This window comes from Streptomyces sp. NPDC005496 (assembly GCF_042872045.1).
Taxonomy (GTDB): Bacteria; Actinomycetota; Actinomycetes; order Streptomycetales; family Streptomycetaceae; genus Streptomyces.
Genome location: NZ_JBIAJQ010000008.1, coordinates 101,919 through 120,638, shown reverse-complemented (window position 1 = coordinate 120,638; position 18,720 = coordinate 101,919). Strand labels below are relative to the sequence as shown.

The 18,720-nt window shown below is 73.4% G+C and carries 15 protein-coding genes and 1 pseudogene; 6 read left to right on the top strand and 10 right to left on the bottom strand.

Annotation, left to right across the window (positions count from 1 at the left end):
• Window positions 1–53: 53 nt before the first annotated feature.
• Entirely contained in the window at window positions 54–1,589 is a 1,536-nt protein-coding gene (locus ACFYQQ_RS24555; protein WP_356168020.1) for an AMP-binding protein, read from the bottom strand.
• 152 nt (window positions 1,590–1,741) lie between these two features.
• Between ACFYQQ_RS24555 and ACFYQQ_RS24550 the strand changes: the two genes are divergently transcribed.
• Window positions 1,742–2,665, top strand: a complete 924-nt coding sequence (locus tag ACFYQQ_RS24550) for a carbohydrate kinase family protein (protein ID WP_356239840.1) — start codon at window positions 1,742–1,744, stop codon at window positions 2,663–2,665.
• A gap of 276 nt (window positions 2,666–2,941) precedes the next feature.
• Here the strand turns inward: ACFYQQ_RS24550 and ACFYQQ_RS24545 are convergent, their stop codons facing one another.
• Window positions 2,942–3,490 (bottom strand): hypothetical protein, encoded by a 549-nt coding sequence (locus tag ACFYQQ_RS24545; protein ID WP_355795339.1) that lies wholly within the window; start codon window positions 3,488–3,490, stop codon window positions 2,942–2,944.
• Window positions 3,491–3,719: 229 nt separating this feature from the next.
• On the opposite strand from ACFYQQ_RS24545, the gene ACFYQQ_RS24540 reads away from it, so the two are divergent.
• Window positions 3,720–4,283, top strand: coding sequence for a hemerythrin domain-containing protein (locus ACFYQQ_RS24540; protein ID WP_388905092.1), 564 nt, complete (start codon window positions 3,720–3,722; stop codon window positions 4,281–4,283).
• 209 nt (window positions 4,284–4,492) lie between these two features.
• Window positions 4,493–4,777 carry a hypothetical protein gene (locus tag ACFYQQ_RS24535; RefSeq protein ID WP_356168026.1) on the top strand — a complete coding sequence of 95 codons (285 nt, stop codon included), beginning with the start codon at window positions 4,493–4,495 and terminating at the stop codon, window positions 4,775–4,777.
• 27 nt (window positions 4,778–4,804) lie between these two features.
• Here ACFYQQ_RS24535 and ACFYQQ_RS24530 read toward each other — a convergent pair whose 3' ends face one another.
• Both ACFYQQ_RS24530 and ACFYQQ_RS24525 read right to left on the bottom strand, forming a co-directional pair.
• Window positions 4,805–5,623: a methyltransferase domain-containing protein gene (locus ACFYQQ_RS24530; RefSeq protein WP_388905089.1), complete on the bottom strand. Its 819-nt coding sequence runs from the start codon at window positions 5,621–5,623 to the stop codon at window positions 4,805–4,807.
• Window positions 5,624–5,702: 79 nt separating this feature from the next.
• Window positions 5,703–6,050 (bottom strand): VOC family protein, encoded by a 348-nt coding sequence (locus tag ACFYQQ_RS24525; protein WP_356168031.1) that lies wholly within the window; start codon window positions 6,048–6,050, stop codon window positions 5,703–5,705.
• A 228-nt stretch (window positions 6,051–6,278) separates the two neighbouring features.
• On the opposite strand from ACFYQQ_RS24525, the gene ACFYQQ_RS24520 reads away from it, so the two are divergent.
• A complete protein-coding gene (locus tag ACFYQQ_RS24520; RefSeq protein WP_356168033.1) occupies window positions 6,279–7,115 on the top strand; it encodes a universal stress protein in 837 nt (278 codons plus the stop codon).
• Between the two features lie 4 nt (window positions 7,116–7,119).
• Here the strand turns inward: ACFYQQ_RS24520 and ACFYQQ_RS24515 are convergent, their stop codons facing one another.
• From ACFYQQ_RS24515 to ACFYQQ_RS24500, 4 genes are all read right to left on the bottom strand, one after another.
• Window positions 7,120–9,564 carry a glycosyl hydrolase family 65 protein gene (locus ACFYQQ_RS24515; protein WP_356239836.1) on the bottom strand — a complete coding sequence of 815 codons (2,445 nt, stop codon included), beginning with the start codon at window positions 9,562–9,564 and terminating at the stop codon, window positions 7,120–7,122.
• 44 nt (window positions 9,565–9,608) lie between these two features.
• Window positions 9,609–11,993 carry a phosphoketolase family protein gene (locus tag ACFYQQ_RS24510; protein WP_355784273.1) on the bottom strand — a complete coding sequence of 795 codons (2,385 nt, stop codon included), beginning with the start codon at window positions 11,991–11,993 and terminating at the stop codon, window positions 9,609–9,611.
• 243 nt (window positions 11,994–12,236) lie between these two features.
• Window positions 12,237–13,118 (bottom strand): universal stress protein, encoded by an 882-nt coding sequence (locus ACFYQQ_RS24505; RefSeq protein WP_388905086.1) that lies wholly within the window; start codon window positions 13,116–13,118, stop codon window positions 12,237–12,239.
• 228 nt (window positions 13,119–13,346) lie between these two features.
• The gene (locus ACFYQQ_RS24500) at window positions 13,347–14,243 is read right to left on the bottom strand and encodes a universal stress protein (RefSeq protein WP_356168042.1); all 897 of its coding nucleotides are present in this window, start codon (window positions 14,241–14,243) and stop codon (window positions 13,347–13,349) included.
• A gap of 128 nt (window positions 14,244–14,371) precedes the next feature.
• Between ACFYQQ_RS24500 and ACFYQQ_RS24495 the strand changes: the two are divergent.
• Window positions 14,372–14,655, top strand: a pseudogene (locus ACFYQQ_RS24495) (regulator); the annotation flags it as partial.
• Between the two features lie 37 nt (window positions 14,656–14,692).
• Here the strand turns inward: ACFYQQ_RS24495 and ACFYQQ_RS24490 are convergent.
• Both ACFYQQ_RS24490 and ACFYQQ_RS24485 read right to left on the bottom strand, forming a co-directional pair.
• On the bottom strand, window positions 14,693–14,890 hold the full coding sequence (locus tag ACFYQQ_RS24490) for a hypothetical protein (RefSeq protein ID WP_388905084.1): 198 nt from the start codon (window positions 14,888–14,890) through the stop codon (window positions 14,693–14,695).
• 276 nt (window positions 14,891–15,166) lie between these two features.
• Window positions 15,167–16,075 carry a PRC and DUF2382 domain-containing protein gene (locus tag ACFYQQ_RS24485; RefSeq protein WP_356168048.1) on the bottom strand — a complete coding sequence of 303 codons (909 nt, stop codon included), beginning with the start codon at window positions 16,073–16,075 and terminating at the stop codon, window positions 15,167–15,169.
• A gap of 204 nt (window positions 16,076–16,279) precedes the next feature.
• Here ACFYQQ_RS24485 and ligA point away from each other — a divergent pair, with 204 nt between their 5' ends.
• Window positions 16,280–18,364 carry an NAD-dependent DNA ligase LigA gene (gene ligA, locus ACFYQQ_RS24480; RefSeq protein WP_388905082.1) on the top strand — a complete coding sequence of 695 codons (2,085 nt, stop codon included), beginning with the start codon at window positions 16,280–16,282 and terminating at the stop codon, window positions 18,362–18,364.
• The last annotated feature ends 356 nt before the right edge of the window (window positions 18,365–18,720 follow it).

Here is an 18,720-nt window from a genome sequence, read left to right as displayed (position 1 = left end):
CCCGCCGGTCTCCCGTCACCACCGTCCCGACGGCAACGCCTCGGCCGGGCAAGTCAGTTGACCCCGCGCTGGTGCCCCTCCCAGTAGGGCGCCCGCAGCTTGTACTTCTGCAGCTTGCCGGTCGCCGTGCGTGCCAGCTCGTCGCGGAACTCCACCGAGGTCGGTGCCTTGTACCCCGCGAGGCGCTCCTTGCAGTGGCCGATCAGCTCCTCCTCCGTGGCCCCGGCGCCGGGCGCGAGCACCACCAGGGCCTTGACGGTCTCGCCCCATTTCTCGTGCGGCACCCCGATGACCGCGACCTCGGCGACGGCGGGGTGACCGAAGAGGACGTCCTCCACCTCGATCGAGGACACGTTCTCCCCGCCGGTGATGATCACGTCCTTCTTGCGGTCCCGGATCGTCAGATGGCCGTCCGCACCGAGCGAACCGCCGTCCCCGGTGTGGAACCAGCCGCCCGACAGCGCCCGCGCGGTCTCCTCGGGCTGCTCCCAGTAGCCCTCCAGGACCACGTTCGAGCGCGCCAGGATTTCGCCCTCGTCGTCCGTGCGCAGGGTGACGCCCAGCGCGGGAACCCCGGCCCGCACCAGCTTCTCGGCACGCGCCCGGGGATCGAGGTCGTCCCATTCGGCACGGGAGCGGTTGACGGTGAGCAGCGGTGAGGTCTCGGTGAGCCCGTAGATCTGGAGGAACTCCCAGCCCAGCTCGGTCTCGACCCGCTCGACGGTCTCCGTGGGCGGCGGCGCCCCGGCGACCACGATCCGCACCCGGTCGCGGCCGGGGATCTCACCGTCCCAGGAGCGGGCGGCGGCCAGCACCGCGTTGACGACCGCGGGGGCCGCGCACATCACCGTCACGCCGTGCTCGGCGACCCGCCGCAGGATCTCGGCGCCGTCGACCTTGCGCAGCACGATCTGCCGCACGCCCAGCCCCGACATCGCGAAGGGCATGCCCCAGCCGTTGGCGTGGAACATCGGCAGCGTGTGCAGGTACACGTCCCGGTCCGTGATGCCGGCGTGCAGCGCGAAGGTTACGGCGTTGACCCAGATGTTGCGGTGCGTGATCTGTACGCCCTTGGGACGGGCCGTCGTGCCGCTCGTGTAGTTGATGGTGGCGGTGGCGTTCTCGTCCGCCTGCCACGGTCTCGGCTCGGTGCCGAACCGGTACAGCTCGGCGTCCGAGGCGGCCCCGAGGACGAAGCGGTGCTCGCAGTCGACCGCGGCGAGGCGGTCCGACAGCTCCGGGTCGACGAGGAGCACGCTCGCACCCGAATGGCCGACGATGTAGCCCACCTCCTCGGCCGTCAGCCGGAAGTTGACGGGTACCAGGACCCGCCCGTGGCCGCTGACCCCGAAGAAGGAGGTGAGCAGCCGCGCGCTGTTGGGCGAGACCACCGCGACCCGGGCGCCGTGCGGCACGCCCAGCGCGTCGAGCCCGGCGGCCTGGGCCCGCGCCAGCTCTCCCACGCGCCGGTACGTGAGCCCCTCCCACGGCTCGGCGGGCTGTTCCGGTTCGTCGACGACGCCAGTCCGGTCGGCGTACACGGTGGTGGCGCGATCCAGGAAATCGCGGACTCCGAAGGGGACGATCATCGTGGCCTCCCGTGGCTCGGACGGTGTACAGCCTCCATCCGGCCACGGCTCGGGCATCCCGACAACCCCGCCTTGCCCCGGCCGACAGGACCGCTCACCTCGGCACCCCGGCCCCGCCATACTGGGACCGGCGGGAGCGGAGAGGCGGAACGGTGACACAACAGCAGGCGGAATACGACGTGTTGGTGGTCGGCGGCAGCGGGGTGGACACCGTCGTCCGCGTCGACTCCCTGCCCGTGCCGCTCGCCGACTCGGTCCACGTCGGCCCGATCGAGGAGTGGCCGGGCCACACGGGCGGCAATGTCGCCCTGGGCACCCGGGCGCTCGGCCTGAAGGTGGCGCTCCTGGACTGCGTCGGCGACGACTGGATCGGAGCACGCGTGCGCGAGCGGCTGGCGGAGGGCGACGTGGAATTCGTCCCGCTGATCTCACCCGCCGGCACGCGCCGCGCGGTGAACCTGGTCGACGCCACCGGCAGGCGCATGTCGTTCTACGACTCCCGCGACCCGGACGATCTGCGGATGCCCCGGGATCTGTACCTCCCCCGGCTGCGCGGGACCCGGCACGTCCACCTGTCGATCACGAACTTCACGCGCTTCCTGTACGACGACATCGAGGACCTGGGCGTTCCCGTCTCCACCGACCTGCACGACTGGGACGGGCTGGCCGAGCACCACCGGGACTTCGCGCTCCGCTCCGACCTGGTCTTCCTCAGCGCGGCGGGAGCGGGAGAGGGCACCCCGGCCCTCATGCGGGAGATCCTCCGCTCGGGCCGCGCCCACACCGTCGTCGCGACCGCCGGGGCGGACGGCTCCTACGTCCTGACGCGGGACGGCGGTCCCACCCCGCACCACGTCGCGGCGGTCACCCCGCCCGCGCCGGTCGTGGACTCCAACGGCGCGGGCGACGCCTACGTCAGCGGGTTCCTCTACGGCCGGCTCGGCGGCCGGGACGCGCTCGACTGCGCGCGGCTCGGCGCGGTGGCCGGCGCCCACGCGTGCACCGCGCCCGGGTCCACCGCCCTGATCACCGAGCAGGCCCTCCTCGCTGCGGACGGGACGGCGGCGGGCGTCTGAGGCGCGGCGGCGGCGCGCCGGCCCACACGGACCCCCGGCGCGGGGCCGGGCGCGCCGCCGCCGGGCTGCCCCGGCTTCGTCGGGGCCGGGGATTCACGCGCTGCCGGCGCCGCCGTGCGAGGCCGCCCCGGCGCCCGGCCACGGACGCGCAGCACGGGCACGGCCGCTCGACCCGGTCCGCGGCGCAGCCGGACTCGGGGCTGGTGTCGCTCCAGGTGATGCGGGCGAACCGGCCGAGCCGGGAGTCTCCGAGGGACTGTGGGCGCCGGTCCGCCGTCAGGAGGCGGTCACGGCCCGGTCATGGCGGAGCCGGTCGAAGAGTCCGGCGCGGTGCAGCTCCGCCACGGGGGCGAGCAGGTCCGGGTGCCTCAGCAGGGGCGCCGCCCGGACGTCCCGTTCGTCCGGCGCGACCAGGCGCCGGAACTCGACCGGCGCCCCGCCCAGGTGCTCGCCGTCGGCCAGCGCCGCCACGGCGAGTGCGGCGAGGTCCGGGTCGCCAAGCAGGCTCGCCGCCCAGCTCGCGACCACCTCGTCCACCCAGGTGCGCCACGCGTGGGCGTCCGTCCCGTCCCCGTCGTCCCCGGTCTCGTACACGGCCATCTCGGTACCCGTGACGCCGTCGAGCCGGTCCGAGCCGCCGGGGCCCGCCATGCCCACCAGCGCGGCGTCCGTCGCCGTCGGATAGCGCAGCCATGCCGCGACCGTCACGGCCTGCCGGGCCTGCGCCTCGCCCAGCGCGGAGTCGAGGGCGCCGCCGCCCGCCGGGTAGGCACGCGTCAGCCACTGGGCGGTCGCCGCTATGAGCGGGGAGAGGTCTGCGGGCACTGCGATTCCGTCCGACGTCCTGGGAAGCGTGACCGGAAACGCTAGCCCCGGCCCGCGCCACGGCACATGACCCAGGCCACGTGCGGAAGGTGGCCTCGGCCACACCGGCGGGCCGCCACGCCCTCGGGTGCGGCAATACGCCGGACCCGCTCGGCGGTGGGGCTTCACTTGCGTCCGGACGGGCCCCGGGACACCGGAGGGCCACTCAGCCGCACGAAGGAGAGACGCGATGGGGCACGGCGGAGACGTCATCAGGGAACTGACCACGGACCACGAGGAGGTCGAGGAGCTGTTCACGAAAATCGAGGAACTGCCTTCCGGCGACCCGCAGCGGAAGCAGTACGCGGACCAGGCCACCATGGAGCTGGTCCGGCACTCGGTGGCGGAGGAGGCCTACCTCTACCCGGCGGTCCGCCGGCACGTCCCGGGCGGTGACGCGCTCGCCGACCAGGAGCTCCAGGACCACGCCGCCGCGGAGCGCACCATGAAGGACCTGGAGCGCTGCCGGGCGGACGACCCGGAGTTCGACCCCCTGATGAGCCGGCTGATGACGGAGATCAGGACGCATGTCGCGGACGAGGAGAACAACCTGTTCCCCCGTTTGCGTGAGGCGTGTTCGCAGCAGGACCTGGAGGAGCTGGGCGACAAGGTCCGGCAGGCCAAGAAGACCGCGCCGACCCGCCCGCACCCCTCCGCCCCCGACGCGCCGCCGGCCAACAAGCTCCTCGGCCCGGGCGTCGGCCTCGTCGACCGGATGCGCGACGCCCTCTCCGGACGCGGCAAGGACTCCTGACCGGCCCCGCGAGCCGGTGGACGCCGACGGGCGGACGACCCCGGGGCCGGTGCCGGGCGCACCAGCCCGGGTTCCCGCGCGGCTGGCCGCGCCGGCCCGCCGGCTTCGGGGTTCCTCGTGACGCGCCGCGCCCGCACCGTGGTGACACCCCGCGAACGCACCACGTGTCGCGGCAGGCCTTCGCGATCGCACGCCTAAGATCCGTCGCTGTGGCAGACACCTTCGACGAACTGGTCGTCAAGCAGCAGGTAGCCGACGAGGCGCACGCGAAAGTCCTGGAGCTGCGGGACAGGTTCGGGCCGCCGACCCAGCAGGGAGGCTGGACGCCTCTGCAGACCGAGACGTACGAGACGGCCTGGCGTGCGTGGCGCGACCTCACCCGCGACGTGCAGGCAGCGGCAGCCGACTACGCGAAGACCACCGGCCAGGAGCGCACGGAGGTCGAGGCGCAGGTACGGTGGCGCGCCGGCTCGCCCGAGGCCACCGACCAGTGACGACGGGCGACGTGCTGCGCCTCCTGGTCACCGGGGGCGGTGGGCGGCGACCGCGAACATCGTGACGGACATGTGCAGGGCGCCCCGCTCGGCGGCCTCGGTGAGGTCGGCGTAGAGCCGGTCCCGCTGGTCGCCCGTGATCAGCTCGCGGCGTACGGCCGACTCGGCCAGCATGCGGATCAGCGGCCACGTCACGGTCGTATGGTCCTGGAGCAGGGCCTGCGAACCCCGGTCGTCGATCACCAGACCGGCGGCCGTGAGCTGGCCGAGGAGCAGCCGTCCGGCGTAGGGACTGGCCGCCGCCGCGAGCGCTCCGGAGGTCAGCGCGGCGACGGTCGCGGGGTCACCGGGGTGCAGGATCGTGGTGGCCCAGTCGGTGTCCAGCAGTACGACCCGGCCTCCGGGCCGCAGGACGCGGGCGAACTCGTCGACGGCCCGCTGGGGCTCCGTGAGGTGCTGGAGCACGCGCTCGCACCAGACGACGTCCACCGACGCGTCGGCCAGGGGGAGGGCGGACGCGTCGCCGTCGGCGAAACGGGCCGTGCTCCCGGCGGCCGCCGCCCGCTGTTCGGCGACCGTGCGCAGCCCGGGGTTGGGCTCGATGCCGAGCGCGTCGCCGTCCGGGGTGACCGCCGCGGCCAGTGCCTGGGTCTGCGATCCGGTGCCGCAGCCGACGTCCAGGGCCCGCTCGCCGGGCCGTGCCGCCACGGCCTCGTGCGCCCACGCGCGCAGCCGGCGTACCCCGTCGGCGGCGTCCTGGCTGTCCAGTGCGGCGACCAGCCGGGCGACCGCGGCGCTGTCGATGTTCCCGGCGTGGAAGTGCGAGGTAGGTCGGATGTCGCCCATGCGAGGCACTTTACGGGCCGCCGAGCGTCCCCACCTGGCTTCCGGGGCAGGGTCTGTCGGCCTGATCCGGCGGCAGCCCCTACGCCACCGGGTTCTCGATCAGCGTGACGCGGTTGCCGTCGGGGTCGTGGACGGCGGCGAACCGTACCCGCTGCGCGCCCGGCTGGACGTCGCCGGCCGTGATCCCCCGTCCGGCGAGGTCCGCCAGGGCCTTGTCGAGGTCGTCGACGACGAGGTTGACCAGTGCGCCGCCGGCGTGCTCGGGTGACCGGAAGACCTGGATCCAGCCCGACGCGGAGATGTGCCAGTCGGCGAGCCCCTCCATCGGCCGGGTGTCGGCCGGGCGGCCCAGGAGCCGCTCGTACCAGGCCACCGCGGCCTCGATGTCCCGCACCGGGGCGACCGCGAGAACGCGTGTGAAGGCCATGAGGGACCCCTTCCGTAGCGACTTCTCGTGCGACTGCGTCCTTTCATACGACTCCCCGGCGCGCGGGAAGTCATCGCTCGCGCCCGCCTGTGCCCGCCCCCGCCTCGCCACGGGGTCCTGCCGGGGTCCGTCCGGCCGGTACCGGGTCCGACCGGCCCATGGATACCGGCGGCCCCTCGGAGGACCCTGGGAAACCGGGACGTTCGAGCGGCCGGAGGGTGAACTGCCATGGGGGAAGCGATCGTTGTAGGTGTCGACGGCTCCGCGGGCAGCCGTGTCGCGGCCGACTGGGCGGCCGTCGAAGCGCTGCGCGACGGGGTGCCCCTCCGGGTCGCGCACGTCTCACCGGTGCCGGACCGGGAGCAGCTGACGGCCTGGCCCTACCGGCTCGAACCCAGCGCGGCCCCGTGGGCGAAGCTGCTCGCGGAGCTGCATCCGGGGCTGCGCGTCGAGGGCGTGGACCACACCGGTGAGGTCGTCCCGACGCTGCTGTCGCTCGCCGCCGGGGCGGGTCTGCTGGTGCTCGGGACGCGGGGCGAGGGCGGTCCCGGCGGGCCGGCCGTGGGCTCGGTGGCGCACGATGTCGCCGTGTCGGCGCCCGGGCCGGTCGTCCTCGTTCCGGACGGCACCGGCCGGGCCCATGGCGCACATCGCCGTGACCAGGTGGTGTGCGGGTTCGACGCCCGGGACCCGGCGGGTGCGGCGGCGGAGTTCGCGTTCCTGGCGGCGGAGCGTCACGGGGTCCGCCTGCGGGCGGTCCACGCGTGGCGGCTGCCCTCGCCCGCCGCGCGCTGGATGCCGTACGCCGTCCCGGAGGAGGACCGCGGCGCCTGGGAGGACCAGGAGGTCCAGGTGCTGTCGGACGCGCTGGTGCCGTGGCGGGAGCGCCATCCGCGCGTGGCCGTGCAGCCGGACGTCGTGCTGAAGAGCCCGGCGGCGGCCCTCACACACGCGTCGGCCACCGCGCGACTCCTGGTCGTGGGCCGCGGGCGCGGCTCCCTGGGGGCGGTGGCGCACGCCGTTCTGGAGCAGGCCGCGTGCCCGGTGGCCGTGGTCCCGGGGTGAGGAGTCAGCCCTCCGGCAGGAGGAGCGTGCAGGACTCCCCCGGCGCCACGGAGACCGTGCGGTCCGCCAGGGCCACCTCGATGGGCTCCTCGTCGGAATCCGGTACGGAGATCTCCAGCCGGCCCGCGCCGAGCAGCAGGCGTACGCCCCAGTGGCCCCGGTAGCGGAGGGAGAAGCCGTACTCGGACAGCTCGGGCAGCGGAACGGGGTCGAGTCGCAGGGCGCCGCCGCGGGTCTCCAGACCGGTCAGGCCGCGCTGCACCAGGTCGAGGGTGCCTGCCATCGCCCCCAGGTGGATGCCCTCGCCGGTGGTGCCGCCCTGGATGTCGGCGATGTCACCGGCCAGCGCCTCGTGCACGTACGTCCACGCGTCGGCACGCCGGGCCCGGGCCAGCACCCAGCCGTGCACGAGGCTGCTGAGCGTCGATCCGTGGCTGGTACGGCGCAGGTAGTGGTCGACGGTGCGCTGCCACAGCGTGTCGTCCAGGTCGTGTCCGAGCCGCCGGAACAGCCCGCGCAGTTCCCCGGGCGAGAAGAGGTAGCCGAGCATCAGGACGTCGGCCTGCTTGGACGCCTGGTAGCGGTTGACGGTGTCGCCCTCGGCCTCCAGGATCCGGTCGAGGCGCCTGATGTCGCCGTACCGGGCCCGGTACGCGTCCCAGTCGAGCTCCCGGAGTCCGCCGTAGCCCTCGAACTGGCTGATGACACCGGCGTGGAAGGGGATGTGCAGCTTCCGGGAGATGTCCTCCCAGTGGTCGAACTCGCCGGGGTCGAAGGCGATCCGCTCGTAGAGGTCGCGGCGGCGGGGCTCGGGCAGCCCGCGAAGGACGTCCAGCGCCCGGGCGAGCACCCAGGCGGCGGTGACGTTGGTGTAGGTGTTGTCGTCGAGGCCGGGCCGCAGGGCACCGGGGTAGCCGTCGTGGTACTCGTCGGGGCCGACGACGCCGCGGATGCGGTACCGGCCCAGCGTGCTGTCGTACGTCGCGAAGGCGGCCCAGAAGCGGGCGATCTGCGTCAGCATCTCCGCGCCCTTGGTGTGCAGGAACTCGGTGTCGCCGGTGGCCTCGCAGTACTGCCACGTGTTGTAGGCGACGGCCGAGCCGACGTGGTGCTGGAGCCGGGAGTGGTCGGGCAGCCAGCGCCCGGAGCGCGGGTTGAGGTGCAGCTGCTGGGTCTCCTCTCGGCCGTCGCTGCCGCTCTGCCAGGGGTACATCGCGCCGGTGTACCCGGCGTCGCGGGCGGCGAGGCAGGCCTGTTCGAGGCGGCGGTGGCGGTAGCCGAGCAGGGCCCTGGACACCTCCGGGAAGTGCAGGTCGAGATAGGGCAGCACGAACAACTCGTCCCAGAACACGTGCCCGCGGTAGGCCTCCCCGTGCAGTCCCCGCGCGGGCACGCCGACGTCCAGGTCCGCGGTGTGCGGGGACAGCGTCTGGAGCACGTGGAAGAGGTGCAGCCGCAGTACGGGACCCGCGCTGTTCGGCACGTCCAGCTCGGCGTTGCGCCACAGCTGCTCCCAGGCCGTGCGGTGCGAGGCGAGCAGCGCCTCGAAGGCGGGGGCGCGGCCGACCCGGTCGAGCGCGGCGTGCAGCGGGTCGCTGATCGCCGGGTCCCGGGAGGTGTGCAGGGCGGCCGTCTTGTCCACGGTCACGGTCCGCCCGTCGGTCAGGGAGAACCGGAGGAACTGCGCCGCCCGCGCCTCGTCGTGCGCGAAACCCGTCCCGGCGGTCGTGTCGGTGACGGTACGGGCGGCCAGGCCGATCCGTACCTCCGAGGTACTGGTGCGGCAGGACAGCCACACCGTGCCCGGCACGGACTCTCCCGTCCGGAGGTGGGTGAGGTGGCGCGAGGCCAGTGAACGGTAGCGCCGCACACCGGCGTTGGTGACCGTCCCGTCCAGCGCCGACTCGACCTCGACCTCCCCGGACCAGCCGTGCGCCGTCAACTCGGTGCGCAGCGCGGCCACATGGGGGTCGGCCATGTGGACAAGGCGTACCTGCCGCACGTCGAGGCGGCGGCCCTCCTCGTCCTCGTAGCGCACGACGCGCTCCAGGGTGCCGGAGCGCAGGTCGAGGCTCTGACGGTGGACGAGGACCGTGTGGGTGTCCGGGGTCAGCCAGGTCCCGGTGCCCGTACGGACGCGCAGCGGGAGCCAGTTGGGCAGGTTGACCATGTCCTCGTTCTCGACCCGGTGTCCCGCGACGTCCGAGGTGAGCCGGTTGTAGCAGCCCGCCGCGTACGTGCCCGGGTAGTGGACGGCGTCCGCCGCGCACTCGGGGGCCGCTCCCCGGGTGGCGAAGTAGCCGTTGCCGAGTGTGCACAGCGACTCGCGCAGCCGCTCGTCCGCGGGGTCGTACCCCTCGTACTCCCAGGTCCAGTGCCTGGCCCGTACGCCTGCCGCATCCCCGAGCCCCGGGGGTGCGGCAGGCGTGTCACGCCGTTCCTCAGTCATCGGTCGTCGGTCTCTCCTTCACCGGGGAACGGGACGCTCGCGCGTCAGGCGTTCCAGGTCCAGTCGGCGACCTCGGGCAGGTCGGTGCCGTGCTCGCGGATCCAGGCGTGGTGCCGGGTACGGACGTCGATCATCCGCTGGCGCACACCGGCCGCGCGCCCTGCGAGCCCGGGGACGCGGTCGATGACGTCCATGACGAGCCGGTAGCGGTCGAGGTCGTTGCGGACGACCATGTCGAACGGTGTCGTCGTGGTGCCCATCTCCTTGTAGCCGCGCACATGCAGGTTGGCGTGGCCGGTGCGGCGGTAGGCGAGGCGGTGGATCAGCCACGGATAGCCGTGGTAGGCGAAGATGACCGGCTTGTCCTTGGTGAACAGGCCGTCGTACTCGAAGTCGCTCATGCCGTGCGGGTGTTCCTCCCGCGGCATCAGCCGGGTCATGTCGACGACGTTGACCACGCGGACGGCGAGGTCGGGCAGGTGCCGGCGCAACAGGTCCGACGCGGCGAGGATCTCCTGGGTCGGCACGTCGCCCGCGCAGGCGAGGACGACGTCCGGCTCGCGGTCCCCGCCCGCGGAACCGGCCCACTCCCAGGTCCCGGCGCCGCGTGCGCAGTGGGCGCGGGCCTGGTCCATGGACAGCCAGTCGAAGCAGGGCTGCTTGCCCGCCACGATGACGTTGACGTAGTCCCGGCTGCGCAAGGCGTGATCCGCCACCGACAAGAGGGTGTTGGCGTCCGGCGGCAGGTAGACGCGGACGACTTCGGGGCTCTTGTTCAGCACGTGGTCCACGAACCCCGGGTCCTGGTGCGAGAACCCGTTGTGGTCCTGGCGCCACACGTGCGACGTCAGCAGGTAGTTGAGGGAGGCGATCGGCGCGCGCCACGGCAGTTCCCGCGAGGTCTTCAGCCACTTGATGTGCTGGTTGACCATGGAGTCCACGATGTGCACGAACGCCTCGTAGCAGGAGAACAGACCGTGCCGGCCGGTCAGCAGGTATCCCTCCAGCCAGCCCTGGCAGAGGTGTTCGGAGAGGATCTCCATCACCCGCCCGTGGTGGTCGAGGTGTTCGTCGACCTGGAGGGTCTGCGCCTGCCACGCCTTGCCGCTGGCGTCGAAGACGGCCTCCAGCCGGTTGGACGCGGTCTCGTCGGGGCCCACGAGGCGGAAGTCGCGGCGGGCGCCGGTGTCCCGCATGACCTGTTCGAGCAGGTCGCCGAGGACCCGGGTGGGCTCGTGCAGGGAGGCGCCGGGCTTGTCGACCGGCACCGCGAAGCGGTCGAGCGAGGCGATCGGCAGATCGCGTACGAGGAGGCCGCCGTTGGCGTGCGGGGTGGCACCGAGGCGGCGGGTCCCCTCGGGGATGCAGGCGACGACGTCGGGGACGGGCCGCCCCTCGGCGTCGAAGAGCTCCTCGGGGCGGTACGAGCGCAGCCAGGTCTCCAACTGCCGCAGGTGGTCCGGGTTCTCGCGTACGCCGGACAGCGGGACCTGGTGGGCGCGCCAGGTGCCTTCCACGGGCAGGCCGTCCACCTCGCCGGGACCGGTCCAGCCCTTCGGGGTGCGCAGCACGATCATGGGCCAGCGCGCCCGTTCGCCCACCCCGTCCTCGCGGGCGGTGCGCTGGAGCAGCGCGATGCGGTCGAGTGCCTGGTCGAAGGCGTCGGCCATGGCCCGGTGGACCTGGCGGGGGTCGTCGCTGGTGACGTGGATCGGTTCGTGGCCGTATCCCCGCAGAAGTTCGTCGAGTTCGGACTCCGGGATGCGGGACAGCACGGTCGGGTTGGCGATCTTGTAGCCGTTGAGGTGCAGGATCGGCAGGACCGCGCCGTCGTGGACCGGGTCGAGGAACTTGTTGGAGTGCCAGGAGGCGGCGAGCGGACCGGTCTCCGCCTCACCGTCGCCGATGACGCAGGCGACCAGCAGATCGGGGTTGTCCAGGGCGGCTCCGTAGGCGTGCGCGAGCGAGTAGCCCAGCTCACCGCCCTCGTGGATCGACCCCGGGGTCTCCGGCGCCACGTGGCTGGGCACCCCGCCGGGGAAGGAGAACTGGCGGAAGAGCCGGTCCATGCCGGCCGCGTCCCGCGAGACGTCCGGATAGGTCTCGCTGTAACTGCCCTCCAGCCAGGAGTTGGCGAGCACCGCGGGGCCGCCGTGGCCCGGACCCCACACGCACAGCGCGTCGATCCCCCGCGTCCTGATCACCCGGTTGAGGTGGGTGTACACGAGGTTGAGGCCGGGCGAGGTACCCCAGTGGCCGAGCAGCCGCGGCTTGATGTGCTCGACGGTGAGGGGTTCGGTCAGCAGCGGGTTGGCGAGCAGATAGATCTGGCCCACGGCGAGGTAGTTGGCCGCCCGCCAGTGGGCGTCCAGCCTGCGCACCTCCTCGTCGGTCAGTACGGTGCTCTCCGGGCGTTCGGCCTTGGTCATCGTGACTCCGTAGGTCATGGGCGGACGAGCGGCGTGGCCGGCGGGACGGCGACGGTGCCGCCCCGTGGTGTGTCCGGCATCAGTCGGGCGCCTGCCCGCTGACGGCGAGACCGTGCTTCGTGACCGGAACGGACCGTGCCACGGCTTCGCGCGGCGGCACGGATCCGGACCGGCGGGCGTGCCGGGTGCGCGGGGCGGTTCTCGTCCCCGGGGCGGCGTCGGGTCAGCGTCCCTGACACGTCGTCACGCCTGGTGGGGTACGACGGCGACGGGACACCGGCTGTGGTGCAGCACCGCGTGCGTGACCCGGCCGAGCTGCAGCCCGGTGTGCCCGTGACGCCGCTCCGCGCCGACGACCAGCAGGTCGGCCGTGGCGGAGGCGTCGAGCAGCACCTGGCGGGCGGACCCCTCTGCGGTGCGCCGGTGCAGCTGCACGCCCGGGTGGTCCGCCGCCGTGTCGCGCAAGGCGGCGTCCAGGGTCTGCGACGCCGCTCGTTCCTGGCTGTGGGCCGGGTCTCCGGTCAGGAGCGGGTGTCCGGGGCTCTCGTGGGCGGGGCGCCGCCAGGCCCGTACGGCCTCCAGCGGGACGCGCCGCTGCCTCGCCTCCTGGAAGGCGAAGCGCACGACGGCCGACTCGCGGGGTTCCGCGCCGACGCCCAGCACGACGCGCCGTCCGCTTCCGGTGACGGCCCGGACGTCGTGGTCGTCGCGCAGCACGATCACCGGGCAGTCGGCGCGGGCGGCGGCCGCGAGGGCGACGGAGCCGAGCAACAGCTCGGCCATGCCGCCGCGGCCGCGGGAGCCGAGCACCAGGGCGGAGGCGTTGCGGCCCTCGCGCAGCAGGGCGACCACGGGCTCCTCGGGCAGCACCTCGGTGGAGATCTTGACGTCCGTGTCGCGCCGGCGGGCGCGCCGGGCGGCGGCGTGGACGATGTCGTCGGCCCCCACCTGTTCCGCGGACCCGGCGAGGCCGGGGGCCAGGGCGGGCCCCTCGTAGCGCTCCCAGAGCGAGGCGTACACGAGCCGCAGCGGGACCCCGTGCAGTGCGGCCTCCTGCGTCGCCCAGTCCACGGCGCGCAGGCTGGGCTCGGACCCGTCCACGCCCACGACCAGGGGCAGCTCCATGACCCTCACCCTCCTTCCGGGCGTACGGAGACGGTCCGGACCCGCCGCACGTCCTGGGGACATGGGTTGACCGGGGCCGGGGGGCGTGAAACGGAGACCACCCGGGTGCCCGCGCCGGGTGCGCCGGCCGGGACGGGCCGGCAGCCGGTCGCACGGCGGAGCCGGACGCCCTGCCCGGCCGTGGGGACCGCCGCTACCGCCGCTTCCATGTTCTCTCTCCTCACCGGGTCAGTCGTGCGGGACGACGGCGACGGGCCCCGCGCAGTGGTGCAGCACGGCGTGCGTGACGGACCCGATGCGGGCGCCGGACGGGGAGCGCCGGGCGCGGCGGCCGACGACCACCAGGGACGCCTCGCGGGACGCGTCCACCAGGTGGCCCGCCGCCGGTCCGTACAGCGACCGCGCCACGACGTCGACCGCCGGGAACTTCCGCCGCCAGGGACGCAGGGCCTCGGTCAGCGCGGCGCTCCGCTGCTCGCTGAGCGCCGCGTGCAGGCCGGCGTCCAGGGACAGCCCGTAGGCGTAGTAGGGCGGCGGGCTCCAGCCGTGCACGACCGTCAGCGCCGTGTCGCGGCGCGCGGCGGCGTCGAAGGCGAAGCCGATGAGCGAGTCGTCGGGACCGTCGGTGTCCAGGCCGAGGACGACGGGCCGGTACGCGGTCGCGGTGGACGGGATCCCCGCGGGGTCGGCCGCGTGCTCGTCGGCGGCCTGTTCCCCGGCGCGTACGAGGACGACGGGGCGTTCGGCGCGGGCGACGACGGCCAGGCCGACGGAGCCGACCAGGAAGCCTGCGATGCCGCCCAGACCCCGGGATCCCAGGACCAGCAGCTCCGCGTCGCGGGCCGCGTCGACGAGCAGGTCTGCGGGACGGCCGGTGAGCAGCTCGGCGGTCACCTCGACCCCGGGGTGACGCAGCCGGATGCCCTCCGTGGCCTCGCGGGAGACGCGCTCGCTCCAGTGCCGCTCGGACTCCGGGCCGGGCAGCGCGGCGGGCCGGGGCTCGGGCTGCCGGACATGGACCAGGCGCACGGGCAGGCGGCGGAGCCGCGCCTCCCGGGCCGCCCACTCGGCGGCGGCCCGGCTCTCCGGCGAGCCGTCCAGGCCGGCGGTGACGGTGCGGGACATGGTGTGCCTCCTGAGGGCGGGCCGACGCGTCGGTGGACGCGGGTCCAGCTTCGCGGCGGCGGCGGCACCGGGTGCAGGGGCCACAGGTCCCTCTCCCGGGCCGGTCGGCCCTGCGCCGGGGGCCGTGTCCCGGCCGCCGGGCCGCCGCCATCGGGACACTGGGGCCACGACGAACTGGTCGGCTGGTCCTGGCTGTTCACGCCGCACGCCTGCCTCCGGGCGGGCGGACGACACCCCCGTAGACGCCTACGAGTTCGACGCGACCGCGGTGCGGGCGATGTGCGGGGACGATCCCGAGCCGGGAGGGACGATGGCCCAGTGGCTCGGTGACGTGCTCACCCACCGTCCGAGGTCGGCCAGGACCCGCCTGCCGGACCTGAACGCGCCGTGCGGCAGCGGCAGTCCGCGGTGATCCCGGCACTGCCGCCGGGCGGTCCGGGTCCTGAAGGTCAGGCGGCCTCCGTGCCCGGCCGCTCCCCCCGGGTGGTCGAGCGCCCGGATCCGGTGTGCGTCACGAGCGACAGATGACCCCGGCGTCGCGCGTGCCGCGCGACCTGCACGGGGGCGAACATCTTCTCCTCGTACCGGTCGAGGAGAAGCAACAGGCCCAGCAGCAACGGCGGTACACCGACAGCGATGAAAACCACGACAAGTCCCCTTCGGACGCCCTCCGGTCCGGGTAGCCCGCCTCGCGCCGACGGAAAGCCGTGAACGGTGGAGGACGCGTGACCATCTCGTGGAGGCGGCGGTGTCCGAGGGCGGGCCCGGGACCTGACGCGTGATCAACTCGGCGACGGGAGACGGGCTCACGCCTGCCGCCGGACGGGTCCGGCGGCAGGCGTGAGCCGAATCGGCGTGCGTCCGGGGACGGTTGCGCCCGTCCGGCGCCTCGGGAGCACCGGACGGGCGCGACGACGGGTGCCCTACCTCCGCGGGCCGCCCTCCTCGTCCTCGTCCATGACGCCCTCGGTGGCGATCTCCTCGTGGCGGACCTGACCGGTGACGGTCTCGTTCTCGGTCTGCTCCTCGGTGGTGAGGCGTACGCGTTCCACCGGGACCGCCTCGGTCTCGACCACGGGCCGCTCGGCGTGCAGGGTGACCTCGTGCTCGGACTCCGTGATCTCCGGGCCCGAGAGGGAGTCGTCGAGGTTGGCGTCCGTGATGGGCTCGCGCACGACGCGGACCTCCTCGTGACGCAGCGGAACGGTGCGCTGGACCTCCTCCGTCACCACGTACTTGCGCAGGCGGGCGCGTCCGGTCTCGTACCGCTCCGCACCGACGTGCATGCGCTCCTCGGAGCGGGTCATCGCGTCGTCGTCGCGCATGCCGGCGCGCTCGTCCATGCCGCTGTCCGTGGCGATGAACCCCTCGCCCTCCATGCGCCCGGTGCCCGCCGTGCCCGTGGTGCCGGCCATTCCGGTGGTGTCGGTCATGCCGGTGTCCGTGGCGTCGGCCGTGCCGGAATGGGCCCAGCCCTCACCGCCGGGCTGGTTGGCCTGCTCCCAGGCGTCGTCCCACGCGATGCCGTAGTGCTCGTACAGCCGGTGCTCCTCCGCTTCGGAGAGGTGTCCCCCGCTGTCCACGTCGACGTTGGGCGCGTCCTTCACCTTGCTCTTGTCGTACGGCACCTCGAGGTGTTCCTCGACCACCACCGCCTCGCGGATCGGCACGAAGGACTCACTGGTGCCGAACAGGCCCGTCTTGACACTGACCCATTCCGGCCGGCCGGTGACGTCGTCGTAGAAGACGTGCTTCGCCTCGCCGATCTTGTTGCCGTCGGCGTCGTAGACGGGATGTTCCAGTACCGCCGGGATCTGCTCCTGAGTGATCATTCCTCAGCACCTTCCCTGTGTGCTCCTGCGTTCGGCTGCCGTCCGAGTCACCGTGAGAAATAGTGCGAAACACGTTGAAAGCATCGAATGCGATCGAATCGGAAGATATCGCCCCGTGCGCTCTATTGAGCCTTATAACTTCGCAGCGCGTGACGAGAGGTCGACAGGGCGGCATTGTCAGTGGTGGGAGGCAGGATGGCGGACATGACCACACCTGCAGCAGTGATCGTCGACGCCGCCGCCTACGCCCAGGCGGTCGAGGAAGCCGTCAAGGCCTCGGCGGCCTATTACACGGGCGGTACGTCCGCGCTGGACGACGACGCGTACGACCGTCTGGTGCGCGGCATCGCGGCGTGGGAGGCGGAGAATCCGGAGCTGGTGCTGCCCGACTCCCCCACCGGGAAGGTCGCCGGCGGCGCGGTCGAGGGCGACGTCCCGCACACCGTGCCGATGCTGAGCCTGGACAACGTGTTCTCCGCCGAGGAGTTCACCGCGTGGACCGCCTCGGTGGCCCGCCGGATCGGCCATGAGGTGACCCGGTTCAGCGTGGAGCCCAAGCTCGACGGACTGGCGATGGCGGCCCGTTACCGCCACGGCCGCCTGACGCGGCTGATCACGCGCGGCGACGGCACGGCCGGCGAGGACGTGTCGCACGCGATCGGCACCGTCGAGGGACTGCCGGTCCGGCTGACCGAGCCCGTGACGGTGGAGCTGCGGGGCGAAGTCCTCATGACGAACGCCCAGTTCGAGCACGCCAACGAGGTGCGCACCGCGCACGGCGGGCAGCCGTTCGCGAACCCGCGCAACGCCGCCGCGGGCACCCTGCGGGCCAGGGACCGCGCCTACACCGTGCCGATGACGTTCTTCGGCTACGGACTGCTGCCGGTGGCGGACACCGACTCCGAGCTCGCGGCACGCCTCGGCGAGCTCGCCCACAGCGACCTGATGGCGGAAGCCGTCCGCCTCGGCGTGAACACCCCGGCCGGCACGGCGGTTTCGGGCCTCACCGCCGAGACGCCCGAGGAGGTCCTGGCACGCGTCCGCGAGATCGCCGCGCTGCGGGCGGAGTTGCCGTTCGGGATCGACGGGATCGTGGTCAAGGCCGACCTCGCCGCGGACCAGCGGGCGGCGGGGTCGGGCTCGCGCGCTCCCCGCTGGGCGATCGCCTACAAGCTGCCCGCCGTGGAGAAGATCACCCGCCTGCTGGACGTCGAGTGGAACGTGGGCCGCACCGGCATCATCGCCCCGCGTGCGGTCCTGGAGCCGGTCGAGATCGACGGCTCCGTCATCACGTACGCCACCCTGCACAACCCGGCCGACATCACGCGCCGCGACCTGCGCCTCGGCGACCACGTGATGGTCCACCGCGCCGGCGATGTCATCCCGCGCGTCGAGGCCCCCGTCGCGCATCTGCGCACCGGCGAGGAGCAGTCGATCGTCTTCCCCTCGGCCTGCCCGCGCTGCGGCTCCGCCATCGACACCGGCGAGCAGCGCTGGCGGTGCGAGAACGGCCGCAACTGCCATCTGGTGGCCTCGCTCTCGTACGCCGCCGGACGTGACCAGCTCGACATCGAGGGGCTCGGCGCCACGCGTGTCGTCCAGCTGGTCGAGGCGGGGCTGGTGGCCGATCTGGCCGACCTGTTCACGCTCACCCGCGAGCAGTTGCTCAGCCTGGACCGCATGGGCGAGACCAGTACCGACAACCTCCTCGCCGCCCTCGCCACCGCCAAGGACCGCCCGCTGGCCCGGGTGCTGTGCGCCCTGGGTGTACGGGGCACCGGCCGGTCCATGTCCCGGCGCATAGCCCGGCACTTCGCCACGATGGACGCGCTGCGCGCCGCCGACGCGGAAGCGATGCAGCGGGTCGAGGGGATCGGCACCGAGAAGGCCCCGTCCATCGTGGCCGAACTCGCCGAACTGGCACCGCTCATCGACAAGCTCGCCGCCGCGGGGGTCAACATGACCGAGCCGGGTGCCACCCCGCCCGTCGCCGCGAACGGTGACACCGAGGGCGGGCAGGCGGCCGAGGAGGCGGCGGGTCCGCTGGCCGGGATGACCGTCGTCGTCACCGGCGCGATGACGGGCGCGCTGGAGAAGCTCAGCCGCAACCAGATGAACGAACTGATCGAGCGCGCCGGCGGCCGCTCCTCCTCCAGCGTCTCCAAGAAGACCGCTCTCGTCGTCGCGGGTGACGGCGCCGGGTCCAAGCGCGACAAGGCCGAAGCACTCGGCGTACGCCTGATCACCCCGGCCGAGTTCGCCCTGCTCGTCGCCGACCACCTCGACTGACCCGACTGGTCCGGCGCGACGGTCCGGCTCGGATCGTCCGGTTCGGTCGGGCCGGGGGGACTGCTCCGGTGCGGCCGATCCGGCGCGATCATGCAGTGGCACACGTCACATCGATCCGGGGACGGCGCAGGAACACCGGCAGACGGTTTATCGTTCATCTATACGTGGCTGCGGAGGGGACAGTGTCCCCGGGCCTCACCTATAGCCCATGGGGAAGATCGTTCGGCTGAAGCCCCATGGAGCCTTTCGCCGCGAGGCGACCACCCTCCGCACGTCACCACCTACGGCCCCGGCTGGTCTCCCCCGTCCAGTCGGGGTCTTTGCTGTCCGCGTCCCGGCGCGGGAGGCGTGAACCC